General features: G+C 67.5%; 29 protein-coding genes, 1 pseudogene and 1 riboswitch. Of the genes and pseudogenes, 16 read left to right on the top strand and 14 right to left on the bottom strand.

Going from position 1 to position 23159, the window contains the following annotated elements; translation table 11 throughout:
• The 4 genes from PSR88_RS24205 to PSR88_RS24190 form a co-directional block, all read right to left on the bottom strand.
• Positions 1–1149, bottom strand: a complete 1149-nt coding sequence (locus PSR88_RS24205; RefSeq protein ID WP_016883970.1) for a thiolase family protein — start codon at positions 1147–1149, stop codon at positions 1–3.
• On the bottom strand, positions 1149–1526 hold the full coding sequence (locus PSR88_RS24200; protein ID WP_009477821.1) for a Zn-ribbon domain-containing OB-fold protein: 378 nt from the start codon (positions 1524–1526) through the stop codon (positions 1149–1151). Before PSR88_RS24200 ends, PSR88_RS24205 begins: the two co-directional genes overlap by 1 nt.
• 38 nt (positions 1527–1564) lie before the next feature.
• Positions 1565–2353 carry an enoyl-CoA hydratase/isomerase family protein gene (locus PSR88_RS24195; RefSeq protein WP_016883972.1) on the bottom strand — a complete coding sequence of 263 codons (789 nt, stop codon included), beginning with the start codon at positions 2351–2353 and terminating at the stop codon, positions 1565–1567.
• A gap of 122 nt (positions 2354–2475) precedes the next feature.
• On the bottom strand, positions 2476–3615 hold the full coding sequence (locus PSR88_RS24190; RefSeq protein WP_016883973.1) for an acyl-CoA dehydrogenase family protein: 1140 nt from the start codon (positions 3613–3615) through the stop codon (positions 2476–2478).
• Positions 3616–3715: 100 nt separating this feature from the next.
• Between PSR88_RS24190 and PSR88_RS24185 the strand changes: the two genes are divergently transcribed.
• Together PSR88_RS24185 and PSR88_RS24180 are read left to right on the top strand one after the other, a co-directional pair.
• Positions 3716–4102: a hypothetical protein gene (locus tag PSR88_RS24185; RefSeq protein ID WP_009477818.1), complete on the top strand. Its 387-nt coding sequence runs from the start codon at positions 3716–3718 to the stop codon at positions 4100–4102.
• Positions 4086–4484 carry a hypothetical protein gene (locus PSR88_RS24180; protein WP_011597076.1) on the top strand — a complete coding sequence of 133 codons (399 nt, stop codon included), beginning with the start codon at positions 4086–4088 and terminating at the stop codon, positions 4482–4484. Before PSR88_RS24185 ends, PSR88_RS24180 begins: the two co-directional genes overlap by 17 nt.
• 59 nt (positions 4485–4543) lie before the next feature.
• Here PSR88_RS24180 and PSR88_RS24175 read toward each other — a convergent pair whose 3' ends face one another.
• Both PSR88_RS24175 and PSR88_RS24170 read right to left on the bottom strand, forming a co-directional pair.
• Positions 4544–6646 (bottom strand): ArnT family glycosyltransferase, encoded by a 2103-nt coding sequence (locus PSR88_RS24175; protein WP_016883974.1) that lies wholly within the window; start codon positions 6644–6646, stop codon positions 4544–4546.
• Positions 6643–7896 (bottom strand): bifunctional glycosyltransferase family 2/GtrA family protein, encoded by a 1254-nt coding sequence (locus PSR88_RS24170; RefSeq protein WP_011597074.1) that lies wholly within the window; start codon positions 7894–7896, stop codon positions 6643–6645. The genes PSR88_RS24175 and PSR88_RS24170 overlap by 4 nt, the downstream gene beginning before the upstream one ends.
• Before the next feature lie 140 nt (positions 7897–8036).
• On the opposite strand from PSR88_RS24170, the gene PSR88_RS24165 reads away from it, so the two are divergent.
• Entirely contained in the window at positions 8037–8462 is a 426-nt protein-coding gene (locus tag PSR88_RS24165) for an HIT family protein (RefSeq protein WP_192815092.1), read from the top strand.
• Between the two features lie 3 nt (positions 8463–8465).
• Here the strand turns inward: PSR88_RS24165 and PSR88_RS24160 are convergent, their stop codons facing one another.
• From PSR88_RS24160 to PSR88_RS24150, 3 genes are all read right to left on the bottom strand, one after another.
• Positions 8466–9848 carry an ATP-binding protein gene (locus PSR88_RS24160; RefSeq protein WP_029539605.1) on the bottom strand — a complete coding sequence of 461 codons (1383 nt, stop codon included), beginning with the start codon at positions 9846–9848 and terminating at the stop codon, positions 8466–8468.
• An 80-nt stretch (positions 9849–9928) separates the two neighbouring features.
• On the bottom strand, positions 9929–10645 hold the full coding sequence (locus tag PSR88_RS24155) for a response regulator transcription factor (RefSeq protein ID WP_005561510.1): 717 nt from the start codon (positions 10643–10645) through the stop codon (positions 9929–9931).
• A 91-nt stretch (positions 10646–10736) separates the two neighbouring features.
• A complete protein-coding gene (locus PSR88_RS24150; protein ID WP_157180193.1) occupies positions 10737–10910 on the bottom strand; it encodes a hypothetical protein in 174 nt (57 codons plus the stop codon).
• Between the two features lie 506 nt (positions 10911–11416).
• A riboswitch (guanidine-III (ykkC-III) riboswitch) is annotated at positions 11417–11478 on the top strand.
• A 10-nt stretch (positions 11479–11488) separates the two neighbouring features.
• On the opposite strand from PSR88_RS24150, the gene PSR88_RS24145 reads away from it, so the two are divergent.
• From PSR88_RS24145 to PSR88_RS24125, 5 genes are all read left to right on the top strand, one after another.
• Positions 11489–11803, top strand: coding sequence for a DMT family transporter (locus PSR88_RS24145; protein WP_009477809.1), 315 nt, complete (start codon positions 11489–11491; stop codon positions 11801–11803).
• A gap of 49 nt (positions 11804–11852) precedes the next feature.
• Complete coding sequence (locus PSR88_RS24140) at positions 11853–12656, top strand: hypothetical protein (RefSeq protein ID WP_016883978.1); 804 nt, start codon at positions 11853–11855, stop codon at positions 12654–12656.
• A 41-nt stretch (positions 12657–12697) separates the two neighbouring features.
• A complete protein-coding gene (locus PSR88_RS24135; protein ID WP_016883979.1) occupies positions 12698–13534 on the top strand; it encodes an LLM class F420-dependent oxidoreductase in 837 nt (278 codons plus the stop codon).
• A 49-nt stretch (positions 13535–13583) separates the two neighbouring features.
• Positions 13584–13934 (top strand): hypothetical protein, encoded by a 351-nt coding sequence (locus tag PSR88_RS24130; protein WP_016883980.1) that lies wholly within the window; start codon positions 13584–13586, stop codon positions 13932–13934.
• 99 nt (positions 13935–14033) lie between these two features.
• The gene (locus PSR88_RS24125) at positions 14034–14870 is read left to right on the top strand and encodes an alpha/beta fold hydrolase (protein WP_237724162.1); all 837 of its coding nucleotides are present in this window, start codon (positions 14034–14036) and stop codon (positions 14868–14870) included.
• Positions 14871–14972: 102 nt separating this feature from the next.
• Here PSR88_RS24125 and PSR88_RS24120 read toward each other — a convergent pair whose 3' ends face one another.
• The 3 genes from PSR88_RS24120 to PSR88_RS24110 form a co-directional block, all read right to left on the bottom strand.
• Positions 14973–15938, bottom strand: coding sequence for a hypothetical protein (locus PSR88_RS24120; RefSeq protein ID WP_016883981.1), 966 nt, complete (start codon positions 15936–15938; stop codon positions 14973–14975).
• Positions 15939–15985: 47 nt separating this feature from the next.
• Positions 15986–16213: a hypothetical protein gene (locus tag PSR88_RS24115; RefSeq protein WP_009477803.1), complete on the bottom strand. Its 228-nt coding sequence runs from the start codon at positions 16211–16213 to the stop codon at positions 15986–15988.
• A gap of 441 nt (positions 16214–16654) precedes the next feature.
• Complete coding sequence (locus PSR88_RS24110; protein ID WP_011597064.1) at positions 16655–16963, bottom strand: MerR family transcriptional regulator; 309 nt, start codon at positions 16961–16963, stop codon at positions 16655–16657.
• Positions 16964–17203: 240 nt separating this feature from the next.
• On the opposite strand from PSR88_RS24110, the gene PSR88_RS24105 reads away from it, so the two are divergent.
• A complete protein-coding gene (locus tag PSR88_RS24105; RefSeq protein ID WP_011597063.1) occupies positions 17204–17587 on the top strand; it encodes a hypothetical protein in 384 nt (127 codons plus the stop codon).
• A gap of 15 nt (positions 17588–17602) precedes the next feature.
• Here PSR88_RS24105 and PSR88_RS24100 read toward each other — a convergent pair whose 3' ends face one another.
• Complete coding sequence (locus tag PSR88_RS24100) at positions 17603–17956, bottom strand: MerR family transcriptional regulator (RefSeq protein WP_016883982.1); 354 nt, start codon at positions 17954–17956, stop codon at positions 17603–17605.
• Between the two features lie 286 nt (positions 17957–18242).
• Between PSR88_RS24100 and PSR88_RS24095 the strand changes: the two genes are divergently transcribed.
• From PSR88_RS24095 to PSR88_RS24085, 3 genes are read left to right on the top strand one after another with little or no spacing between them, the layout of a single operon-like run.
• On the top strand, positions 18243–18386 hold the full coding sequence (locus PSR88_RS24095) for a hypothetical protein (RefSeq protein ID WP_016883983.1): 144 nt from the start codon (positions 18243–18245) through the stop codon (positions 18384–18386).
• Positions 18387–18445: 59 nt separating this feature from the next.
• Positions 18446–18592 carry a hypothetical protein gene (locus PSR88_RS24090; protein WP_167540952.1) on the top strand — a complete coding sequence of 49 codons (147 nt, stop codon included), beginning with the start codon at positions 18446–18448 and terminating at the stop codon, positions 18590–18592.
• Between the two features lie 43 nt (positions 18593–18635).
• On the top strand, positions 18636–19541 hold the full coding sequence (locus PSR88_RS24085) for a SigB/SigF/SigG family RNA polymerase sigma factor (protein ID WP_016883984.1): 906 nt from the start codon (positions 18636–18638) through the stop codon (positions 19539–19541).
• Here the strand turns inward: PSR88_RS24085 and PSR88_RS24080 are convergent.
• Complete coding sequence (locus tag PSR88_RS24080) at positions 19526–20290, bottom strand: SDR family oxidoreductase (protein WP_016883985.1); 765 nt, start codon at positions 20288–20290, stop codon at positions 19526–19528. The two genes, PSR88_RS24085 and PSR88_RS24080, sit on opposite strands and share 16 nt — an antisense overlap.
• A 105-nt stretch (positions 20291–20395) precedes the next feature.
• On the opposite strand from PSR88_RS24080, the gene PSR88_RS24075 reads away from it, so the two are divergent.
• The 4 genes and pseudogenes from PSR88_RS24075 to PSR88_RS24060 all read left to right on the top strand — a co-directional run.
• A complete protein-coding gene (locus PSR88_RS24075; RefSeq protein ID WP_016883986.1) occupies positions 20396–21283 on the top strand; it encodes a sigma-70 family RNA polymerase sigma factor in 888 nt (295 codons plus the stop codon).
• Positions 21284–21344: 61 nt separating this feature from the next.
• Positions 21345–21680, top strand: coding sequence for a trehalase-like domain-containing protein (locus PSR88_RS24070; RefSeq protein ID WP_237724163.1), 336 nt, complete (start codon positions 21345–21347; stop codon positions 21678–21680).
• Positions 21681–22080: 400 nt separating this feature from the next.
• Positions 22081–23034 (top strand): glycoside hydrolase family 15 protein, encoded by a 954-nt coding sequence (locus tag PSR88_RS24065; protein WP_237724164.1) that lies wholly within the window; start codon positions 22081–22083, stop codon positions 23032–23034.
• A 39-nt stretch (positions 23035–23073) separates the two neighbouring features.
• Positions 23074–23154: pseudogene (locus tag PSR88_RS24060) on the top strand (hypothetical protein); the annotation flags it as partial.
• Positions 23155–23159 lie beyond the last annotated feature (5 nt).

Raw genomic sequence — 23159 nt, 5'->3', positions numbered from 1 at the left:
TCAGACGGACAGGACGGTGCAGGCGCTGATTCCGGGCGCACCGTAGACATGGGTGAATCCGATGCGCGGGTGTCCGGGAACCTGTCGGGCACCGGCCTCCCCGCGCAACTGCGTGACGATCTCGTGTAGCTGCCGGAGGCCGGAGGCGCCGATCGGTTCCCCGTTGGCGATGCATCCGCCGTCGGTGTTGGTGGGGATCCGGCCACCGATCTCCGTCTCGCCGGCCGCGATCAGTTTCTCCTGTTCGCCGTGCTCGCAGAATCCGCACTCGGCCATGTGCATGATCTCGGCGCCGCTCTCCGTGTCCTGGAGTTGCGCGACGTCCACGTCGGACGGACCGAGTCCGGCCTGCTCGAACGCGGCGGCAGCGGTGGACGCACTTACGCTCGAAGGGGTTCCCTCGCCCTGTATCGACGGACCGAACACCTCGAAGGAGCCGAAGCGGCGGGTGCCCGACGAAATACCCCGTAGTTGAACGGGTCTGCCGCCGAGGCGCCGGACTGCAGCCTCACTCGCCACGATGACGGCGGCACCGCCCTCGCCGGGAGAACAGAACATGTATCGAGTGAGCGGGTCGTTGACCATGTCCGCTGCGGCGATCGCCTCAGCGGACATCGGTTCGCGGCGCCAGGCATTCGGGTTCAGCGAGCCGTTGCGGTACGCCTTCTCCGCCACGGCGGCCAGAGTCGGTGCGCTGATCGCGTGTTCGCGCATGTACCGCGCGATCTTGATGCCGAAGAACTGGGTGGTGACCATCAGGCCCGCCTCGCCGTAGCCGAGGGGCAGGCCCCAATCCTCCGGTGCCGGGTCGAAGGCGCCGCGCGGATGTTTGTCGAAGCCGACGGCGAGCGCGATGTCGGCGGCACCCGCGCGAATCGCGTTGACGGCCGACACCAGCGCGCTACCGCCGGTCGCGCAACCGTTCTTGACGTTGGTGAAGGGTATGCCGGTGAGCCCGAGTTCGGCGACCAGGGTGTCGGCGAGCCCGGAACCGTCGCTGCCACCGAATGCGACCTGAACATCGGGCCACGCGATGCCGGCGTCGGCCAAGGCGGACGCGATTGCGTCCAGGGCCAGCTCGCGACCGCTCTTGCCCGGCTGACGGCCGAACTTCGAGAGTCCGGCCCCGATGATCGACACGGTGGACATCAGCGGGTCTCCTTCAGATAGGCGTCGGTGGCGAACCGGGGCACCGGCGCCGTGGCGATCAAGGTCACCGGCGCCCCGTCGTCCAACTCGTCGAAGTCGTGGCATTCGAGCACGGCTTCGATCTTGATTCCCTCGGGGAGTTCGACGTATCCGACGGCGAACGGCGCGAAACCGTTCGGCGGCGGGACGTACGGCGGGGATTTCGGGGCGAACCGCTGAACCGTGTACGCCCAGACCGTTCCGCGTGTGCTGAGCGTGAACGGCGACATCGCCGGTCGTGAGCACTGCGAGCACAGGCCGGTGGCCGGGAACGCGACAGTCGAGCAGTGGGAGCACCGGCTCGCGCCGAGCGCAGGCGCGGTATGTGTCTCGCCCATCCTCATTCTCTCCTCGGGATTCGTCGACGGCGTTCGGATCAGCGACCGACCCAGACCGGGTCACGCTTTTCGAGGAAGGCGTTCACGCCTTCTCGTGCGTCCTCGGACTGCAGCGCGTTGCCGACGGCGAGGTGCTCCATCACCATCAGCGACTGGATGTCCGCGTCGAGACCGCGGTCGATGCACATCTTCGTGAGCTTCATCATGAACGGGCTCTTGTCGACGATCGGGGCGATGAACTCGGCGAGAAGCTTGTCGAGGTCCTCGGCCGGCGCCGACGCGTTGATCAGGTCGAAGGCCTCCGCCTCCTTGCCGGTCAGGAGTTTGCCGGTCAGCATGAGCTCCTTGGTCTTTCGAATTCCGATCATCCGCGGGAGCCGGTAGATCGGGCCTGCCCCACCGAACAGCGCGCGACGGATGTGGAAGTCGCCGATCCGGGCGTCCTCGGCGGCGACGGCGAAGTCGCAGGAGATCATGAGCTCGAAACCGCCTGCGGTGACGAAGCCTTCGAGAACCGCGACAGACGGTGTATTCATCGAGTACAGGCGGTCGCAGACCCTGGCGGACAGCACGGCGACGTCCATCGCGGTGGTGGAGCCGACGTACTTCTCCCGCAGTTCGTCGAGATCGAAGCCCGAGCAGAAGGTGCCGTCACGTCCACGCAGGACGAGCACCTTGAGGCTGGGGTCGTTGTCGACCTCCACGATGATCTCGTCGAGGCGATGCAGCAGCTCGACGGTGACCGCGTTCTTCTTGTGCGGGCGGTTGAGCCACACGCGGGCGACGTCGCCGTCCTTCTCGAGCACGATGTGGTCGGTGTCCACCATGTCGGTGTCCTTTCGAGGGGAGAAACTGAACTGGATTCACTTCAGTTTTACTGGGTGGGAGATGGTCCGTCAATAGGGCGGGGCAAGAGGTTTCGATTCAGCCGAGGGCAGGCGCCCCCGATTCAGAGCCCGACGAGATCCGCGACGCGACTGCGGTGTGCCCGCGAATCACCGAGAAGCGGTTCGTCGCCGAGCGCGCGGCGAACGTAGGAATGCGCCGCATGTTCCCAGGTGAAGCCGACACCGCCATGCAATTGCACGGCCTCGAGGGCGGTGGCAATCGCGGCCTCGGTGCAGATCGCTCCCGCGACCGCAGCCGGGAGCGCCGCGGAGTCCGGGTCTTCCGAGAACACGGCGGCCGCATATCGCGCCGCCGATCGTGCCTTCTCCAACTCGACCAAAGTGTTGGCCAGTCGATGCTTGACGGCCTGGAAGGAGCCGATCGCTCGCCCGAACTGGTGGCGCTGCATCGTGTATTCCGTTGTGCTTTCGAGTAAACGATCGACGATTCCCACATGTTCGCACGCCAGCCCGATCACTCCCAGGCTCCGCAGCGATGCGGCCGCCCGCAGTGCGTCGCCGGATCCGACGAGACGCACCGCGGCCGCATCGTCGAAGAGCAGATTCGCCTGCCGCCGACTGGGATCGATGACCGGAAGCTCCGTGCGCCGCACCGGGGCGGTCCGCAGATCGACCGCGTAGAGGCCGGGTCCCTCGTCACCGCGCCCGAGTAACACGACGATATCGGCCGCGCCGCCCTGCACGACATTGGTCGCGCGGCCGGACACCGACCAGCGACCTCCGGTTCGGGTGGCGTCGACGAAATCGGTCTCCGCGCTCAGGGCTGTCACGGTTGCGACGAGTTCGCCCTGGACGACTCGCCCCAGCAGTTCGTCGACCTGCGGGCACCTGTCGGCGGCGAGCAGGGCCTGCACTCCCAGTGTCGCGGACGTGAGTACGGGTTCGCAGACCAGCGCGCGCCCGCATTCTTCGAGAACGATCCCGAGTTCGACCACGCTGTAACCCAGACCGCCGCGATCCTCCGGCACCGTCAGGGCGGCGACGTTCATCTCCTCGACGAGAAGCGACCACAACTCGGTTGAATAGCCGATTTCCGACTCGGCGGCGAGTCTGCCGGCCTCGAGCGTCGAATGCCGATCCAGCAATTGGCGGACCACCGCCCGGATATCGTCGTGCTCGGCGACAGGCGTCATCGCCGGGGGTTCGGTCTCGGGCCAGGGATGGGAATGGGGCGACGGCATGGAACTCTCCTCAAATTGACGTGAGTTCAGTTTAGTTTCGCTGCAGCCGTCGCGGCAAGGAGTCTCGACAAGCGGCGTTGCGTTGAACTAAGTTCATTTCATGACCGATGCACTCGTGATCGAGCGGTACTACGCGATCCTCGACAGCGGCCGGATCGACGACGCAGTTGCCCTGCTCGACGAATCGATCGAGTTCGCCATAGTCCTCCCGGGTACCGTCCGCCGGGGGTACAGCCGCGCCGACATGCTCGACTACCTGAGGGGACGGCCCCCGGTCGATCGACGACACGTGCTGCTCCGAACGAGCAGCGCCGGCGACGTCCAGTTCGCATACGGTTCCGTCGTCGAGAACGACGTGAAGACAACCGGCTACTTCCTCGCCGCGATGCACCTCGACAGCGATGGCGCCGTCGACGCGTACGAGGTGTCCTTCGACACGGAATTCAGCATTCTCACAAAGGAGTTGGCCCATGGGAAGCGCGACTGAACTGAACGAGACGACTTCTGCGACTCCCGTGCTGGTCGCGTGGTTCGCGATCATGGATTCGGACGATCCCGACCGCGTCCTGAACATGATCACCGACGATTTCCGGATGTCGGTTCAATTCTCCACCGGCGGAGGGAATGCCGCCGAATTCGTCGGGGATCGCGCCGGACTCGTCGAGTACCTGCAGCAACGCGAGAAGAGTGTGCTCGTCCACGAGGTCCTCGCGGGTGCTCGTGTGGGAGACGTCGAACTGGCGCTGGGACGCACCACCCGGAACGGCGAATTCGAGGCCTCGTTCAACACGTCGGCGCAACTCGACGATTCGGGCCTCGTGCGGAGGTTGCTGATCTGCCGCACGCCCGAGATCTCGTTCGACGTCTGACACAGCTGTGAGTACTTGTTAACCGCGGGCGGTTAACAAGTACTCACAGGGGGTTTCGGTCAGGACGTGAGGTCGTACAGGGTCACGCCGTCGACGGTGACGGCGGTGACGGCGGTGAAGTTCTCCTGCACCCAGGTGGAGATCTCCGATGCCGTTCCGTCTCCACCCATTCCGCCGCCTCGGCCGCCGGCGATGAAGTAGTGGATCTTGCCGTCCGCCACGTACTGCTGGAACTGCTCCAGCGTGGGTGACGGATCGCTGCCGTTGAAACCGCCGATCGGCATGACCGGGTCCTCGGTGGCGAGCTGGTAGCCGGACGCACTGTTGGATCCGATGGCCGCTGCCACCCAGGTGTAATTGCCGGAATCCTGTTCGAGCAACGACACCAGTTCCGCGCCCGGCTCGCTACCGGAGAGCAGTCCCCCGGCGGCGCCGCCGCCCATGGCACCCATACCGCCCATGCCGTCGGGGGCTCCTGCCGCCGCGCCGTCCGTTGCGCCGGCGACGGCACCGCCCGGTGCGGTAGGCACCGCGGCACCGTCGGTGCGGCCGCCCATGCGTCCGGCACCGTCCATGCCGCCGGGGCCACCCATTCCGCCGGGGCCTCCGCGGGCGCCTTCGACGTTGGGTCCGGCCGAGACGATCGAACCGGTGTGCGGCGTCGCGATGGTGTCGACGGCGTAGGCCGTCGGTCCCGCGAGCCCGGTGAACAGTGCGGCCAGCGCGACGACGGCCGCGATCCGGCCTCGGGTCAGCGCCGGAACCAGCACGGCAACCGCGGCGACGACGCCGACGACGACCACGGCCCACTTCAGCCACGGCACGAACGACGCGCTGCGTCCGAGCAGAACCCAGGACATGGCAGCGGTGGCCGACAATGTCGCGGCGAGAACCGCCCGCACCCACAGCGTGTCCCGCCGACGCCACAGCGTCACCGAACCGATCGCCACCAGCGCGGCCACGGCCGGTGCGAGCGCGACGGTGTAGTACGCGTGGAAGATGCCCGCCATGAAGCTGAACGTCAGTCCGGTGACGAGCAGCCACAGACCCCACACGAGGAACGACGCGCGCTGGGTGTCGACGCGAGGCGCCCTGCCGCGCAGTGCGAGACCGGCGACCAGCAGGATCAGTGCGGCCGGGATGAGCCAGGCGATCTGACCGCCCTGAGCCGACTCGAACATCCGCGTGATGCCGGTGCTGCCCCACATACCGCCACCGCCGGGGGCTCCTCCTCCGGGGAAGCCGCCGCCCGCCATGGCCTCGCCGGCACCGCCCATGGCCGTTGCGGCGTCCCCGCGACTGCCGCCGCCGGGCATGACACTGCCGGTCTCCTCACCGTTCAACCGGCCGAGACCGTTGTAGCCCAGCGTGAGTTCGAGGATCGAGTTGTTCTGCGAACCACCGATCCAGGGGCGCGACGACGCCGGCCACAGTTCGACGATCAGCAACCACCAGCCCGCCGAGACGATCATCGCGCCGAGCGCGGCGAAGCACTGAGCGAGGCGTTTGCCGAACTTCGGCGGTCCCGCGACGAGATAGGTCAGGGCGAGCGGCGGGACGACGAGCATCACCTGAAGCTGCTTGGTCAGGAACCCCAGACCGACGAACACGCCGGTCAGCACCATCCACCGGGTGCGTCCGTCCTCCACCGCCCTCAGCATCGCCCACACGGAGGCGATCATCAGCAACACCAGCAGGGCGTCGGGGTTGTTGAACCGGAACATCAGCACCGCGATCGGCGTCAGCGCCAGCACCAGACCCGCGAGCAGACCGGCCGGGGCGCCGAACCACCGCTTCACCGTGGCGTACAACAGGGCGACGGAACCCACACCGAGCAGCGCCTGCGGTACCAGCATCGCCCACGAGCTGAGCCCGAAGACCCGCACCGACAGCGACATCAGCCACAGCGACATCGGAGGCTTGTCGACGGTGATGGAGTTGGCGGCGTCGGAGGATCCGAAGAAGAACGCCTCCCACGACTCCGAACCCGCCTGCACCGCGGCCGCGTAGAACGAGTTGGCCCAGCCGGACGCGCCGAGCCCCCAGATGTACGCGACCGCGGTCCCGACCAGCAGTGCGGCGAGCGCCCAGGTCTCCCACCGCCTGCGGGCGGGAGGTGGTTCGGCCGCGTCGACCTTCGGTTGTTCGAGGGTCGTCGTCATGCGTGAACTCCTTCGGGGCGTGCGTTCCTGAAGACCCAGCGAAGGGCTATGAAACGGCTGATGGTGGCCACGAGATTGGCGAGAACGAGGACGGCGAGTTCGACGTGCTTGGACACGTCCGGGGCCGCCGAGTGGAGGACGTACAGCGAACCGCTGGTGAGCAGCAGTCCGAAGGCGAACACGAGCAGACCCTGCATCTGATGCCGGGCGGCACCCTCGGATCCGCGGACACCGAAGGTGAACGCGCGGTTCGCCGCCGTGTTGAGCACAGCGGTGACGAGCAGTGAGACGGCGTTGGCCCACTGCGCACCCACGATCGGATGCAGGATCAGGTAGAGCAGCGCGTACGCGACGGTGGACGCGACGCCGATCACGGCGAACCGGGCCAACTGCCCGACCATGCCGCGGGGAACTCCGGGCACCAGCGGCTCGCGCCCGAAACTGTCGCGCAGGCTGCCGATGGGCAGCGATCCGGTGGACAGTGCCCGGCCCACCCGCCACACGCCCTTGAGGTCGGCGACGGCGGTCGCGACGATGTCGACGCGACTGTCCGGGTCGTCGACCCAGTCGACGGGGACCTCGTGGATGCGGAGGCCGGCACGTTCCGCGAGCACCAGCAACTCGGTGTCGAAGAACCACCCAGTGTCCTCGACCAGCGGCAGCAGGCGCTGCGCGACGTCCGCCCGCATCGCCTTGAACCCGCACTGCGCGTCGGAGAACCGCGCGTGCAGTGCGCTGCGGAGGATGAGGTTGTAGCTGCGGGAGATGAACTCGCGCTTCGGTCCCCGGACCACCCGCGACGAGCGGGCGAGGCGGGAACCGATCGCGAGGTCCGAATGCCCCGACAGCAAGGGCGCGATGAGCGGCATCAGGGCGTTGAGGTCCGTCGACAGGTCGACGTCCATGTACGCCACCACCTCGGCGTCGGAGGCACTCCACACCGCGCGCAGAGCGCGGCCTCGCCCCTTCTCGTCGAGGTGCACGACGTGGATGCCGTCGATCTCGGCGGCCAGCCGGTGCGCCACGGCGAGGGTGGCGTCGACGCTGGCGTTGTCGGCGATGGTGATGCGGGCGGAGTAGGGAACGTTCTCGTCGAGGTGCCGCCGCAGCCGCCGCACGCAACGTTCGAGTCCGGCTTCCTCGTTGTAGACCGGCACGACAACGTCGAGCACGGGCGCGGTCTCGGAGGTTTCGGGGATCTCGAGTCGTCCCATGGCGCCCGGTGCGCGGGAGAGGGAATTCGTCGTCATGCGTCCAAGATTCGTCCCGTACGCTCCGATGACTCTGGACGGAGGCTGGGAGTTTCCTGTGCGCTTCGCGCCCGTGAGTACTTATTAACCGCGGGAGGTTAATAAGTACTCACGGGGGGCGAAGCCGCATAATGGCGGCCATGGGATCTGTATTCAGCGCCATCATCAACGGAGATCTGCCCGGACGTTTCGTGTGGGAGGACGAGGACGTCGTCGCGTTCCTCACCATCGCCCCCGTCACCCAGGGCCATGCCCTCGTCGTACCCCGCAAGGAGGTGGACCAGTGGCAGGACGTCGACGGTGAGATCTGGACGAAGGTCATGGACGTCGCCCGCACGATCGGGCAGGCCGTCCGCCCCGCGTTCGACGCACCGCGGGCAGGCCTGCTGATCGCGGGCCTCGAGGTGCCGCACCTGCACGTGCACGTCTTCCCGGCCTACGACCTCGGCGATTTCAACATCAGCAACGCCGAGCAGAATCCGTCCCAGGAATCGCTCGTCGAGGCGCAGGCGAAGCTCAAGGCTGCACTGCGCGAACTCGGTCACGGGGAGAACGTCCCCGACTGACGGTCAGTTCGACCGGGGCAGTTCCACCCGGAACGTGGCACCCTCGCCGGGCCGGCTGTCGACGGTCACCGACCCCCGGTGGGCGGCGACGAGGGCGGCCACGATCGACAACCCGAGGCCACTGCCACCGCTCTCCCGGGTCCGCGACGCGTCGGTGCGGTAGAACCTCTCGAACACCCGGGCCGCGTCCTCCTCGCTGAGTCCCGGTCCGGTGTCGGCCACCTCGAGCACGACGCTGCGCTCGGTGGTGCTCAGCCGCACCGTCACGTCCGCAGTGGCGGGGGTGTGTTTGACGGCGTTGGCGAGCAGGTTGCCGAGGACCTGCCGCAGCCGCGCCTCGTCACCGATCACCTCGGGTGTCCCGGGTCCCGGGCGGACGTCGAGCGCGATGGACCGATCGGGGGCGACGGCGCGCGCCCCGTGCACGGCGTCCGACGCCACCGACAGCAGGTCGACGGGCCGGGTGTCGAGGGGACGCTGAGCATCGAGCCGGGCGAGCATGAGGAGATCCTCCACGAGGAGCCCCATCCGCGACGCCTCCCCTTCGATGCGACTCATCAGGGTTTCCGTGTCGGTCATCGCGCCTTGTCGATACAACTCGGCGAAGCCGCGGATCGTGGTGAGCGGGGTGCGCAGCTCGTGACTCGCGTCGGCGACGAATCGCCGCATCTTCTCCTCGGAGCGGCGCGCCGATTCCTCCGACGCCTCGGTGGCGGCGAACGCGTGCTGGATCTGGGCGAGCATTCCGTTGAGCGCCACGGACAGTCGACCGATCTCGGTACGATCGTCCCGTTCCGGAACACGCCGGTGCAAGTCGCCCGAGGCGATCGCCGCGGCGGTCTCCTCCACTTCGACGAGGGGACGGAGACTACGCCGGACCACGAAGTACGCCACCACTCCGAGCGCGATCAGCACGACCACACCGATGATGAGTTGCAGCACGATCAGCCGGTTCACCGTTTCGTCGTTCTCGGTGAGTGTCATCGCGACGGTGGTCTCGGTTCCGTCCGGCGCGGTCGTCGTCAGCACCCGCCACCGCACGTCGGAGTTGTCGGTCGAGCCGACCGTCTCGGGCCCGGACGCGGGGTTCTCGGGCAGTGCGGGGGAGACGGATTCGTCGTTGATCTCGCGCAGGACCGTTCCGTTCGCCAGCGTCGTGCGGACGTAGAACGGGCTCGGTGGGCGGCCGGGGTTCGGTTCGTCCGGCGGCGGCAGCGGGCGCGACTTGCCGGGCTTCGCCCACCCCTGAGCCGCGTCGTGCAGCTGGTGGTCGACGCGGTTGGTCAGCGAATTCTCGAGCGCCGACGTCACCGCGACACCGGACGCGAGGAGCCCGAGCGCAGAGAGCAGGAGCACGGCGCCGACGAGGGTGATGCGCAGCGGCATCGCGCGAATCCACCGTCGCGCAGGCCCGTTCGGGACAGCGGCGACCGCCTCGGCCGACTCCCGCGGAGCCGCGGGCGCGGTCATCGCCGCGGTTCTCGCATCACGTAGCCGACTCCGCGGAGGGTGTGGATCAGCGGCGTCTCGCCGGTGTCGACCTTCCGGCGGAGGTAGGACACGTACGACTCGACCACCCCGACCTCACCGCCGAAGTCGTAGTTCCAGACGTGGTCGAGGATCCGCGGCTTGCTCAGCACGGTGCCGGCGTTGACCATGAAGTACCGCAGCAGCGTGAACTCCGTCGGCGACAGCGACACCAGGTCGCCCGCCTTCCAGACCTCCCGCGTGTCGTCGTCGAGTTCGATGTCGGCGAACTTGATGCGGGCGGACTGCTCCTCCACCGACACCTTGCCGGCCCGCCGCAGGATGACGCGGAGCCGGGTCACCACTTCCTCGAGACTGAACGGCTTGGTGACATAGTCGTCCGCGCCGAGGGTGAGGCCGCTGATCTTGTCCTCCACCGCGTCCTTCGCGGTGAGGAACAGCACCGGAGCGTCCACACCGTCGGCGCGCAGCCGCTTGAGCAGGCCGAACCCGTCCATTCCCGGCATCATGACGTCGAGGATCACGGCGTCGGGGCGGAACGTGCGCGCCGTGTCGAGTCCCTCGGCCCCGGTCGACGCCGTCGCCACCTCGAATCCCTGAAAACGCAGGCTCACGGAGAGCAACTCGAGGATGTTCGGTTCGTCGTCGACGACGAGGACGCGGGCTTCGACAGGCTTCTCATTCACGCAACCCATCATCACTTGCGACGCTGGATCGTCGCTGTAGGTTTCCTGGGAGATTGCTGTGAGCCGGTACCGCCTGCTTGTGCGGGTGGGATTCCAGTCGTCAGTTCACCACGATGTTGAGGTTGAGTACTACTCCGCCGAACGTCAGGATCGTGTTGGCCAATCCGAGTGTGACACCGCTGTTGAGTGCCCCGAGCAGTCCGAGCATCATGACCTCCATCGTCGCCCCGGGGAGGGGTGGTTGCGCGCTGTCCGTGCGCGTTGCGGAGAACACTAGGTCAACTCGGAAGAATTCGCGGCGACACACGCGAGCAAATTCGCTGAATAAAATCACCCATTCACCTTTACCGAAAAAGGGGGAAATTCTCGGTTCATGAGCAAGGATGGGAAAGTTGCGCTCCGCGCGCCGGCGCCTCCGGTCGTCGCACACGGGACAACCCCGCCGTCGATCCGACAGCGGGGTTGCGGGAGCGGAGTTGTCTTGACAGGCAGGAAGTTCAGGCTACGACATTCAGGTTGAATACCACTCCACCGAACGTCCCGATCGTGTTGGCGAGCCCGAGGGTGAAAGCGCTGTTGATTGCGGCGAGCAGTCCGAGCATCATGATGTGCCTCGTTATCTTCCGTGGTATATGCACAGAATTCACTGTTTCGCTCGACAATAAATGAGACGACCTCGATCTGCGAGATAATCGGCGCATTCGCGACCCGTGCGCGTTCGAGGAGTGTGTGTACTCGCTCACCACTCACAGGCGCGGAGCGCCCCGTTGGGTACCGTGGAAATCGTCGACACGACATCCGGACGAGCGCACCGTACCCGGCCAGCGACAAGACGGTGCCCGGAGGTTTGTCATGGCGTGGATCGTGCTTGTGCTGTCGGGAATCCTGGAGGCCGTCTGGGCCACCGCGCTCGGCCGATCGGAAGGGTTCACCAAACTCGGACCCAGTGTCGTATTCGGTGTCGCGTTGATTCTCAGCATGGCGGGTCTGGCGTTCGCGATGCGCAGTCTCCCCATCGGAACGTCGTACGCGGTCTGGGTCGGCATCGGCGCAGCCCTCACGGTCGGGTTCGCGATGGTGACCGGCGCCGAGAGCTCCTCGCTGGTGAAGATCCTCCTGATCCTGGGCATCGTGGGATGCGTCGTCGGGCTGAAGGTCCTGCACTGACCGGATCAGTGACACTCGATGCTTGTGTGTCGCGGGTTACAGTAATTCCATGAACCTGGTGTCGTTGATGACCCTCCCGGTGCGCGTCGGTCTCGCTGCGGCCGATGTCGGTCTCGGAATCGCCGAAGCCAGCCTGGTGACCGTCCGGACGGCGGTCGCCGGAACCGGTGTGGTCACGGGGATGGGAACCCAGGGCAGCCCGTTGCAGGTGATCAGCCAGCTGTCGTCGCTCGCGGCCAACGACCGCCCGCTCGGGCAGGCCCTCCAGCCGGGTGGTCCGCTCGACCGCCTCCTCGCTCCGGGCGGTCCCGTCGACCGTCTCACGTCGGAGGGCGGCACCCTCGAACGACTGCTCGAACCGGGCGGCCCGCTCGAGCGGGTGCTCGCCAAGGATGGCCCGCTCGACCGGGTGCTCGCCGAGGACGGCACCCTGGAACGGCTTCTCGCGAAGGACGGTCTGCTCGACCGTCTCACCGCCGAGCAGGGACCTCTCGAACGGCTGACCGCGCAGGACGGTGCTGTCGAGCGGCTCACGGCGCCGGGCGGAATCGTGGACCGGGCTCTCGCCGAGAACGGCATCCTCGAGACCCTGCTGTCGGAGGGCGGTGCGTTCGAACGGCTCATCGCCGAGGGTGGCCCGCTCGACCAGATCGTGGCGCTGTCCGAGACGTTGACGGCCCTGGCGCCCAACCTCGAGCGGATGAGCGCCAGCATCGACCTGCTGCAGGAAACGGTGGGGATTCTCAGCGCCGCGGTCGGGCCGCTCGGCGACCTCGCCGGCAAGTTGCCGGGACGCTGGCTCAAGGGCAAGGGCGACCGCCCGGGCGTCGACTACACACTCGGGCCCGCCTGACGCCTTGACCTGAACGCAACTCGAGGTTTTACGGTCGGGTCATGACTCGCATCGAAGGCCTCGGACCCGTCGGCATCACCCTGAACATCTCACCGGACGAGACGTACCTCGACGAGGCGGCCCGGCTGGAATCCCTCGGCTATTCGGCGATCTGGCTGCGGGGCGGTCAGATCGACAGCCTGGACCGGATCTCGGCCGTCGTCCGGGCGACCGACTCGATCCCCGTCGCGACCGGCATCATCCCGGTCGGCGTGTACGACTCGGACGCCGTCGCACAGCTTTTTGCGGATCTGCAGACCACGGCGCCGGACCGGTTCGTCGCCGGGCTGGGCGGCCCGCAGGTTCCCCGGCCGCTCCGGGCGTTGAACGAGTATCTCGACAGGCTCGACAGGCTCGACCGGTCCGAGCCGCCGGTGCCGGCGGAGCGACGGATTCTGGCCGCGCTGGGCCCACGCAAGCTGGAACTGGCGCGGGACAGGGCCGCGGGGGCCGTCGTGCTCCTCGTCACCCCCGACTACACAGCCGAGGCGCGGCGCAGCCTCGGCCCGGACGCCACGCTCGTCGTCTCGCTGATGACGGTGCTCGGCACCGACGCCGCGCAGGCCCGCGACACCGCCCGCGTTCCGCTCCGATTGCTGTCCGGAGTGGGCGGCTATGCCACGAATTTCGAGCGGATGGGTTTCGGCGCCGGCGACATCTCGGGGCTGAGCGACCGGCTCGTCGACGACCTGGTCGCCTGGGGTGACGCGGACGCGATCGTCGCGCGGGTCCACAGCCACCTCGCGGCCGGCGCCGATCATGTCGTCGTGAGCGAACTGGGTGAGCGGCCGGACGAGGTGGCCCGGCAGCTCGCGGGACTGTTACCACTTCGCGCATAGGACCGACCGGCCGACAGCCCCCGACCCGTGCCTCTGGTATGTATTTCGCATGACACGAACCATCGTTGCGCTGTTGATCCCTGCCGCCCTGCTGCTCGGGGCGTGCAGTTCCGAATCGACCACCACCGAGGCCGAGTCCCCGGCGAGCGCAACGACCGAGGCCACCGAGGCATCCTCCGCCGACCTGCCCGCTGTCGCGGACCTGTGCAAGGGCCTGCTCCAGTACGCGAACGGCGCGGAGGCTCGCGCGCAGCAGAGCAGCGAGACGTTCGACCGCACGAAGGCCCTCGACGACCTCTTCACCCAGTCGGCCGAGACGCCGGAGTGGAAGGACGCTCCGCAGGAGCGCAAGGATCAGATGATCCAGGCCTACGACGCCGCCAAGACCGGGGCCTGCTGACCGGCCTCGCAATCGAGGACCAGAACTGTCCTCAATTCTTCGTAGCGTGCGCGCACCCGGTTCGGCACACCCCTTTCGGAGAACATCCACTTCCTCCACGTGCGCTCCGCCGAACCGGACGCACTGCCCCTCGTCCTCACCCATGGCTGGCCGGGTTCGTTCGTCGAGTTCCTCGACGTGATCGGCCCGCTCACCGACCCCGCAGCGCACGGTGGCGACCCCGCCGACGCGTTCGATGTGGTCGTGCCGTCGCTGCCCGGATTCGGATTCTCCGGACCGGTCCGCGAATCGGGCTGGGACACTCCCCGTATCGCTACCGCGTGGGCAGAGCTGATGAGCCGGCTCGGCTACCAGCGCTACGGGGTCCAGGGCGGGGACATCGGTGCGGACGTCTCACCCGAGGTCGCCCGCATCGCCCCGGATGCGGTGGTCGGGGTGCATCTCAACGGCAACGTCGGGGTTCCGTTCCACGAGCTGGACGAGGCGGAGCGAGCGAGCCTGTCACCGCTGGAACAGGACCGCCGCGACCGAGGAGTTCGGCTACATCGCCATCCAGTCCACCAGACCCGCGACTCTCGGAGCCGCCCTTGCCGATTCGCCGGTGGGTCAGCTCGCGTGGATCGTCGACAAGTTTCGCGAGTGGACGCATCCCCGCGGGGCGCTCCCCCACGACGTCGTCGGCATCGACCGACTTCTCACCAACGTCATGCTGTACTGGCTCACCGACACCGCGTCGTCGTCCGCGTACGTCGGCTACATGCAGGAATCATCGTGGGGCCGACAAATCCGCGCCCGGGGTTCCGACCGCGGTCATCGCGTTCGCCCACGACGTCGGCATCCGCCGCTACGCCGAACAGGAACACGCGATCACGCGGTGGACCGACGTCGAGGACCGTGGCGGTCACTTCGCCGCACTCGAAGAGCCCGAGACCCTGACCGCGGACATCCGGGAGTTCTTCGCCGGACTCCGCTGAGCGCGACACGACGAAACCGCCGGCCCCGGGCGGCGGGGCCGGCGAGTTCGTCGACGGTGTTGCGTCAGTTGCCGATACCGGCAACCTCCTGTGCGATTCCGGCCAGTCGCGTCTGGGCCGCGGAGACCACGCCCTGGCGATTCTTGTGGGCCTCCTCGTAGGCGACGACGATGCGTACGTCAGAGGGATCGGTCAGTTCCTTGACCGCGGCTACCGCCTGGGACACGTTGAGGTCGTCGTAGTCGGCGATCGGGAGTTCGTCCGCCTCCAGGACGCCACCGGCGGCGCGTGCGGAATGGATCGCGTCGGCGATTCCGTCGGCGCCTTCGTTGCGAGTGACCTGCTCCGCCGTTTCGAGGGCGGCATCACGCGAGGCGGCGAGCGTCTTCACGGCGACGTCGCCCGCGTGGGCGCCTCGACCGAGCAACGCGCTCAGCATCGGCGGGGTGGTGCGGGCCGTGTCGAGGGCACGGTCGATGCCACGCGCAGACCACGAGACGGGGACGTTGATCAGCCGGATCGTGGCGCCGGTCGCCGCCTGGAACGGGGTGCGTCGCAGGGCCGCCGGCCCACCGAGCGCCTCCTCCGCGAGCACCGTGGTCAACCAGTCGACGGTCGCGGCGTGCGCGGTGACCAGTCGATCGGCCAACCGGACGACGTCCTGCTTCCCGGCCGCGGTCGCGAGGGCCTTCACGTACCGCGCCCGGTCGAGCAACTGGTGTTCGAGGGCGAGGTCGCCGAGCAGGGCCTCGTCGAACGGCTGCGCCTGCTCCGCCATCGCCTTCAGCGACGCCGCCAGCCGGCCGAACAGCGGACCGACGATCTCCGGCACTCCCCCGAGATCGCGGATGGCGCGTTCGATCGCCTCTGCGCGGAGGCGCCCGTTCTCGGCGTTCTCGGTGAGTTCTCGGCGCACGGCCTCGGTGCGCGCTTGCGCGATGCGGGTTTCGGCGACCTGGATCTCGGTGTTGGTCAGAACGAGTACGGCGTGCAGCTGGGTGATCAGTGTGGGGACGGTGGTAACGGTCATGATGTGTCCTTTCCGGTTCGTGGGGTGCAGTCGGATCGGGCGTGCGGTCAGATCAGGCTGGAGATGAGATACGCCGCGAGTAGGACGCCGGCGAGAACGGCCGCGGCGGTGACGGCTGCGAGGACCGCCGATCCGGTCACGGACATCGCGGGCACGGCGGCAACGAGCGCAGCGACGAGAGCGGTCCCGAGCGAGAAACGACCGTCGGGCTCGTCCTGCTGGTTCTTCGCGTGCCGGGGAGTGCTCGTGCGGGCTGCATTGTGGGCAAGGGTCATTGTTCGATTTCCCGTCTGGAGTCGAATGCGGACCAGAGTCGGGACTACACGAGGGAATGTTCGCCGGACGACGCTGTCGGCGCCTTCGTGCAGATCCCGGGTTTCGCGATTTACAGCGTCAATTCGCTGACGACATCGACTGCACGGGCAGTGTCGGGTTCGGCCATTGCGTGTTCTCTCCCTGCCGCAACGTCACATGCTCGTCTGCGTGCGGCGCGTTCGGATCGTCAACTTATCTGCTCTGGCTGATATAGATTTCATCTTATCTACTCAGCAGTAAAGTTCAACCCATCCAAGCAAGAGAATCGGTCGACGTGGGGATGGCGACACCGAAACCGCCGGGACCAGCGAGAATGACACATACAGCGGATCCCAGTGCTCGAGAAGACCGGGGGCGGGCACCGACATCGACCCGACGATCGGTCGAACCCGGCAACTTGATCACTCTCCGGATGCGCCGCTTTCCGACCCCTCCAACCGGGACGCCAGATCTGCGTTCTCGGATTCGAGCGCGAGGATCCTCTGAATGCCCGGGACGTTCACTCCGTCCTCCATGAGCTGCGCTATGCGCGCCAACCTGACCAGATCGTCGTCGCTGTATCTACGGGTGCCGCCGCTGGTCCGGGCAGGGGTCAGCAATCCGCGACGCTCGTACAGGCGCAGGGTCTGCGGGCCGATGCCCGTCAACTCCGACGTCACCGCAATTCCGTAGACCCCGCGACAGGAGCGGGGTAAGGCGTCGATGGTCACAACAGGCTCCCTTCTGCTTAAGGAACACCCGATGTTAACAAACGAACGAAATGAATCTGCAACACCGGATATAGATTTTGCATATTCCACTCAGCATGCACCCTCGGCTGCGGCGAGGGCCAGGGCAGGGTGACGTAATCTCGGAGCCGAACCGAACGCGAACCGACGCCACCCGGGCAGGGTTCGTGGAGGTGTCGTGGCCGCGAGTGCCACGGCCGCTGCGCCAGAGATGAGAAGACGGTGCCCCGCACTCAGGAACACGCAGATCGTTACCGCGACGCCCTCACTGCGCTCACTGCGGCTACCCAGCGACCGGCAAATGTGGTCAACACCGGTGCGGGCTATGCGATCCGGGTCGATTTCGAGTACAACCGCTACCTTCTCGCATCCAACGCTGCCGACGGACTGACCGACGCCGCCGACGACACATCCGAATGGCGGGTGAGCCTCTACCAGGGAGTCACCGACGGAGCTTCGGACGAACTGCTGGCAGCCGCCGAGCACGCATGGCTCGTCGACGCGTTCGACCTCGCGTTCGCCGATATCCGGGCCGAGGGCAAATGGCAGTCGGCCGACGCTTCGTTCGACGCGTTCAACTCCACCGACGACCAGTCCACCAGCTGAGCCGGTAGGCGCGACTCAGGCCCGACCAGGGACCTCGGACTTCACGAGCTGCTCCAGCTCGGCGTTGCGGGCAGCGAGGATCGCGTTCTCGGCTTCGAGCTGAAGAATCTGACCGATTCCGATCAGATTGACACCGGCCGCGACGAGTTCGGTGATCTTCTGGAGGCGCGCGACATCGTCCTCGCTGTACCGGCGTGTTCCACCGCCCGTGCGAGTCGGTGTGATCAACCCTCGCCGCTCGTACAAGCGCAGCGTCTGCGGCCCGATACCCGTCAGCTCCGACGTTACCGAGATCCCGTACACACCCCGCTGCGATCGAAGCGGCACATGAGAGGACGTCACCGGATCTCCCTTCTTCTCAGGGCGCATCAATCCTATCAAGGTCCGGAAGACACAATGTGCCGCAGGGGGTGCAGGTTCGCTCTGCCCTACGCGGACCGCGCTTCCGCGCTCCTGCACCGCAGTTCCCGGGTGGCCTGAGTGTCACCCTGCCTCATCTGATTCCTTACCCGTCCGGTTCTCCGTCCGGCGCTCGCCCTCTCGAGCAGCAATCTTGCTCATTCCGCTTGAACTTCCTGCGCGAGGGCTGTAGAACAAATCTATATTCTTGAACGCAGATAAGTTCTCACCACGAGGTGGGCACCAAGGAGAACCGATGACCACACACAACCCGCAGAACGCTCCCCACGACGGAGAAGTCCTCGTTCTCGGCGCAGGCAGCGGCGGAGCGATCGCCGGCGGCCTGATCGCCACGCTGGCCCTCAGCGCGCTCACTCTCCTCTCGTCGCTGCCGACCTGACGGCCTGCCCGGCCACCTTTTCCACACCGACCCTTCACACCCGACAGGACACAGCGCTCATGCCCGCCAGCTCCACATTCCACGCTTCCGCCACCACTACTGCCACGCGAGGCGGAGCAACGATGAGCACCGAGGAAATCAAGGCCCGGATCGAGGCGATGTTCGCCGACGAGGTCACCGACACCTCCCCCGCACTCGTCGAATAGCGACGCCATTGCCGATGCCGGCAGGTCAGAGAAGGGCAGAGCCATGAACGTGTCCACCCAGCTCATCGCACCATCCTGCGAAATCCGTCGCATCCCCTCGAGGACGACGCCGACGCATCGCTCGAAGCCTGCGGCAGATGTCGCAGCAGCCGACCGACGGCTCGAGCCCGCGCGCCGCGAGCGCGACCAATACCGCGACGTGCCCGCGCAGTGCGAGGCCATCGGCCGGCTCGCCGCCTCCGATCCCCGCCGCGAAGTGTTGCGCCAGCGGCTGATCGAACGTTGCCTGCCGCTCGCCGAACACATCGCCCGGCGTTTCCACGGTCGCGGAGAACCGCTCGACGACCTGATCCAGGTCGCTCGCCTCGGTCTCGTCAAGGCCGTCGACCGCTTCGACGCCCGCTGCGGAGCGAACTTCGTGTCCTACGCCGTCCCGACCATCACCGGCGAAGTTCGCAGGCACTTCCGCGACACGGGGTGGGCCATGCGCGTCCCGCGCAGCATGCAGGAACTGCACCTCTCCCTCACCAACGCGACGACCGAACTGACCACCACACTCGGACGCGCCCCGACGGCGAGCGAACTGGCCGAGGCCGTCGGGATCGACAAGGACGAAGTGGTGCAGGGGCTCCGGGTCGCCGACGCGTATAGCACCCTCTCCACCGATTTCCCGCTCGGCGAGAACGAACGCCCGCTGTCGGAGACGATCGGCGACGTCGACCCGGCCCTCGCCCACGTCGAGGACCACGTGGTCCTCGCACCTCTGCTGGAATCACTTCCCGACCTCGAACGCACCGTGCTGGTCCTGCGCTTCTTCGGCAACATGACCCAGTCGCAGATCGCCGCGCGGGTGGGTGTGTCGCAGATGCAGGTCTCCCGGCTCCTGACCAAGACGCTGGCGGACCTGCGCGGGAAGGTCGCCGAGGTGGGCGGTCAGATGCTCTCGTAGGCGGCCAGGAAGTCCTCCCACGTCCGCTTGCCCGTCGCTGCGACGTCGAGTGACAGGTTCGCGCCCTCCCGGTACGCGCGGCCGGCCTTCCCTGGCATCCGCACCGGCATCATCAGCCGACGCCGTCCGGTCGCCTGCAGGTATCCGCGCACCAGCTCGGCCATCCCGTACACGGCCGGCCCGGGCAGGTCGGGAACCAGGCCCGCCGGTGCCCCGAGGGTCAGTTCCACCAGACGCGCCGCGACCTCCCCCGAGTCGACCGGCTGGAACCGCAGTCCGCCCGGGACCGGAATCACCGGCAGTTTCACCATCTTCTGCAGCATGGTCAGCACCAGGTCGTGGAACTGGGCCGCGCGCAGCGTCGTCCACGGCACACCCGAGTCGGCCACCGCTCGTTCCGCGGCCAGCTTGGATCCGAACCAGCCGAGCGGAACGCCGTCGGCACCGATCACCGAGATGTACACCAGGTGCTGCACCCCGGCGCGCGAGGCGGCGTCCAACAGGTTCCGCGTCGCCACCTCGTCGCCCTTGGGTGCGCCCGCCAGGTGCAGAACGGTCTCGACGCCCTCCAGTGCGGGCTCTATTCCCTTGCCCTCGAACAGGTCACCGGCCAGATACTCGACGCCGTCGCCCGGCTCGCGGCCGTGCCGGCTGAGAACGCGCACGTCCCGTCCCGCCGCCCGCAGCAGTGGGACGACCTGACGTCCGAGCGTGCCCGTGCCGCCGGTGATCAGAATGGGTGATGTCATGATCTCTCCAGATTCGTTGGGTGCGGGACTCGGTTTCCCGGTCCCGACAGCTGGTGTTCGGTGGATCTACTGCTAAGACACGCGGCGAGGAAGGAATGTGACACGGTGGACGACCGCGATCGGCTGACGGAGCGTTTCGAGGAACACCGGCTCCGGCTGCGGGCCGTCGCGTACCGGATGCTCGGCTCGGTGAGCGAGGCCGACGACGCCGTCCAGGAGGCGTGGCTGCGCATGAGCCGCGCCGACACCGATGACGTGGACAATCTCGAGGCGTGGCTGATCACGGTGGTGTCGCGGGTGTGCCTGAACGTGCTCCGCTCACGCGAGCAGCGGCGCGAGGAACCTCTCGACGTGCAGGCACACGATCCGGTCGTCGGTCACGGGGACGGTGGCGACCCCGAACACGAAGCGATGCTGGCGGACTCGGTCGGCCTGGCCCTGCTCGTGGTGCTCGACACGCTGACGCCGGCCGAGCGGCTCGCGTTCGTTCTGCACGACATGTTCGACGTGCCCTTCGACGACGTCGCCCCCGTCGTGGGCCGCTCCTCCCCGGCGGTGCGGCAACTCGCCAGCCGCGCCCGCCGACGGGTGAAAGGGGCCTCCCCGGCGCCGGACACGGCGGATCTGGACCGCCAGCGCCGTGTCGTCGATGCCTATCTGGCCGCGACCCGCGGCGGCGACTTCGACGCTCTGGTCGCCCTGCTCGATCCGGACGTGGTGCTCCGGGCGGATCCGGCGGTCGGACCCACCCCGGCACCTCTCCTTATCCGGGGTGCCCGGGTCGTGGCCAGGGGCGCGCTCGCCTCCTCGGAACGGGCCCGGTCCACGCAGGTCGCCCTGGTGAACGGGGCGGCCGGGCTCGTGATGGCTCTCCACGGTCGGCTGCACCTGGTGCTGGCGTTCACGATCGCGGACGGCAGGATCACCGAGATCGACGTCATCGCAGAACCTGATCGCGTCCGTCGACTCGATCTCGCGGTGCTCGATGACTGACGGGACGCCGGTCACCCGTACAGGGTGATGACCCTGCGGACCCCGACCCGCAGCATGGAGGTTGTCGACACTGCCGGGAGAGGGGCGCGGACGTGGCTACTGCCTCGGACGACGATGCCCACCCCAGAGCGCGGCCGCGCCGTCCCCGTTCCCGCCGATCGCCGAATACGCGTTCCTCTCGAACTGCCACACCGGGGCGCTGATCGCGCCGGACGGTTCCGTCGACTGGCTGTGCGTGCCCCGGTTCGACTCACCAGCGTGTTCGGATCCCTCCTCGACCGCGGGGCGGGGATGTTCCGGATCGGCCCGTTCGGGCTCAACGTTCCGGCGTCCCGGCAGTACGAGCCGGGAAGCAACACTATCTCGGCGGTGTGGAACACGCCGACCGGCTGGGTGACCGTGCGCAGTGTGTTGACGATGGGTCCGAGCCGCGGCGAGGACACCGTCACTCCCCACACACGGCCACCCGCAGACGAAGATGCCGATCACATGCTGGTCCGCACGGTCACCTGCCTCGACGGCAGGGTGGAGGTGGAGTTGGTGTGCGAGCCCGTGTTCGACTACGGGCGCACACCGGCGGAGTGGGTTCTGGTGGACGGCGATCGGCACACCGCCGACGCGAGCGGCGCGGGTCGGACCCTGCGCCTGCGGACGGACATGGCGCTCGGCATCGAGGGTGGGCGGGTCCGCGCCCGCCACGTGCTGGAGAAGGGTGAAACCCTCTACTGCAGTTCCCCGACCACCGGTGGCGGGAGGCGATCCAGCGATCCGCCCTCACCATCAAGGGACTCACGTACATGCCGACCGGCGCCACCGTCGCGGCACTCACCACATCCCTGCCGGAAACTCCCGGCGGCGAACGCAATTGGGACTACCGGTACACGTGGATGCGTGACTCCACGTTCACTCTGCAGGCCCTGCACTATCTGAACCTGGACTGGGAGGCCGACGAGTTCATGCAGTTCATCGCCGATCTCGAGTCGAACGGCGATGGCGCACTGCAGATCATGTACGGAATCGACGGCACCCGCGACCTGACGGAGTCGACCCGCGACGACCTGTCCGGCTACGCGGGCGCGCGACCGGTGCGCATCGGCAACGGCGCGTTCGACCAGCGGCAGAACGACGTGTTCGGCGCCGTCCTCGACTCGATCTTGTTGCACACGGTCCGCAGCAAGCGCCTCCCCCGCCGGCTGTGGCCGCTCGTGCAGCAGCAGGCGACGTGCGCGGCGGCGGTGTGGCGCAACCCCGATCAGGGGATCTGGGAGGCTCGCGGCGCACCGCAGCACTACGTGTCGTCGAAGCTGATGTGCTGGGTGGCACTCGACCGGGCGTCGAAGATCGCGGGCATCCGCGGCGATCGCCCGGCCGAGGAAACCTGGTGTGCCACAGCCGAAGAGATCCGTGCCGACATCCTCGAGCACGGGGTGAGGAACGGGGTGCTGCGCCAGCACTACGACACCGAGGCGCTGGACGCGTCGACCCTGCTCGCCGCGGTGTTCGGATTCCTTCCCCGCGGGGACCAGCTCCTGCGTGCCACGGTCGACGCCATCGCAACCGATCTCACCGAAGACGGATTCGTCCTGCGCTACCGCACCGGCGAAACCGACGCCGGACTGTCGGGGAAGGAGGGCAGCTTCCTGATCTGCTCGTTCTGGCTGGTGTCGGCACTGACCGTGGTCGAACAGGTACAGGAGGCAACCGATTTGATGGAGCGGTTGCTCAGCGTGTCCTCGCCCCTGGGGCTGTAGGCCGAAGAGTTCGACACGAGCACCGGCCGTCATCTCGGCAATTTCCCGCAGGCGTTCTCCCACCTCGCGCTGATCGAGGCCGCGGGGCGCATCATCCTGCACGAGCGGATGCGGGACTGATGTGA

Source organism: Rhodococcus sp. DK176, assembly GCF_038447315.2.
GTDB classification, from domain to species: domain Bacteria; phylum Actinomycetota; class Actinomycetes; order Mycobacteriales; family Mycobacteriaceae; genus Rhodococcus_F; species Rhodococcus_F jostii_A.
The sequence above is the reverse complement of the archived record's forward strand: the minus strand, read 5'-3'. Positions and strand labels throughout refer to the sequence as shown.

Coding starts and splice junctions, on each gene's coding strand:
- PSR88_RS24205 (WP_016883970.1), bottom strand. CDS start 1,149: ATGTCCACCGTGTCGATCATCGGGGCCGGACTCTCGAAGTTCGGCCGT.
- PSR88_RS24200 (WP_009477821.1), bottom strand. CDS start 1,526: ATGGGCGAGACACATACCGCGCCTGCGCTCGGCGCGAGCCGGTGCTCC.
- PSR88_RS24195 (WP_016883972.1), bottom strand. CDS start 2,353: ATGGTGGACACCGACCACATCGTGCTCGAGAAGGACGGCGACGTCGCC.
- PSR88_RS24190 (WP_016883973.1), bottom strand. CDS start 3,615: ATGCCGTCGCCCCATTCCCATCCCTGGCCCGAGACCGAACCCCCGGCG.
- PSR88_RS24185 (WP_009477818.1), top strand. CDS start 3,716: ATGACCGATGCACTCGTGATCGAGCGGTACTACGCGATCCTCGACAGC.
- PSR88_RS24180 (WP_011597076.1), top strand. CDS start 4,086: ATGGGAAGCGCGACTGAACTGAACGAGACGACTTCTGCGACTCCCGTG.
- PSR88_RS24175 (WP_016883974.1), bottom strand. CDS start 6,646: ATGACGACGACCCTCGAACAACCGAAGGTCGACGCGGCCGAACCACCT.
- PSR88_RS24170 (WP_011597074.1), bottom strand. CDS start 7,896: ATGACGACGAATTCCCTCTCCCGCGCACCGGGCGCCATGGGACGACTC.
- PSR88_RS24165 (WP_192815092.1), top strand. CDS start 8,037: ATGGGATCTGTATTCAGCGCCATCATCAACGGAGATCTGCCCGGACGT.
- PSR88_RS24160 (WP_029539605.1), bottom strand. CDS start 9,848: ATGCCGCTGCGCATCACCCTCGTCGGCGCCGTGCTCCTGCTCTCTGCG.
- PSR88_RS24155 (WP_005561510.1), bottom strand. CDS start 10,645: ATGGGTTGCGTGAATGAGAAGCCTGTCGAAGCCCGCGTCCTCGTCGTC.
- PSR88_RS24145 (WP_009477809.1), top strand. CDS start 11,489: ATGGCGTGGATCGTGCTTGTGCTGTCGGGAATCCTGGAGGCCGTCTGG.
- PSR88_RS24140 (WP_016883978.1), top strand. CDS start 11,853: ATGAACCTGGTGTCGTTGATGACCCTCCCGGTGCGCGTCGGTCTCGCT.
- PSR88_RS24135 (WP_016883979.1), top strand. CDS start 12,698: ATGACTCGCATCGAAGGCCTCGGACCCGTCGGCATCACCCTGAACATC.
- PSR88_RS24130 (WP_016883980.1), top strand. CDS start 13,584: ATGACACGAACCATCGTTGCGCTGTTGATCCCTGCCGCCCTGCTGCTC.
- PSR88_RS24120 (WP_016883981.1), bottom strand. CDS start 15,938: ATGACCGTTACCACCGTCCCCACACTGATCACCCAGCTGCACGCCGTA.
- PSR88_RS24115 (WP_009477803.1), bottom strand. CDS start 16,213: ATGACCCTTGCCCACAATGCAGCCCGCACGAGCACTCCCCGGCACGCG.
- PSR88_RS24100 (WP_016883982.1), bottom strand. CDS start 17,956: ATGCGCCCTGAGAAGAAGGGAGATCCGGTGACGTCCTCTCATGTGCCG.
- PSR88_RS24095 (WP_016883983.1), top strand. CDS start 18,243: ATGACCACACACAACCCGCAGAACGCTCCCCACGACGGAGAAGTCCTC.
- PSR88_RS24090 (WP_167540952.1), top strand. CDS start 18,446: ATGCCCGCCAGCTCCACATTCCACGCTTCCGCCACCACTACTGCCACG.
- PSR88_RS24085 (WP_016883984.1), top strand. CDS start 18,636: ATGAACGTGTCCACCCAGCTCATCGCACCATCCTGCGAAATCCGTCGC.
- PSR88_RS24080 (WP_016883985.1), bottom strand. CDS start 20,290: ATGACATCACCCATTCTGATCACCGGCGGCACGGGCACGCTCGGACGT.
- PSR88_RS24065 (WP_237724164.1), top strand. CDS start 22,081: ATGCCGACCGGCGCCACCGTCGCGGCACTCACCACATCCCTGCCGGAA.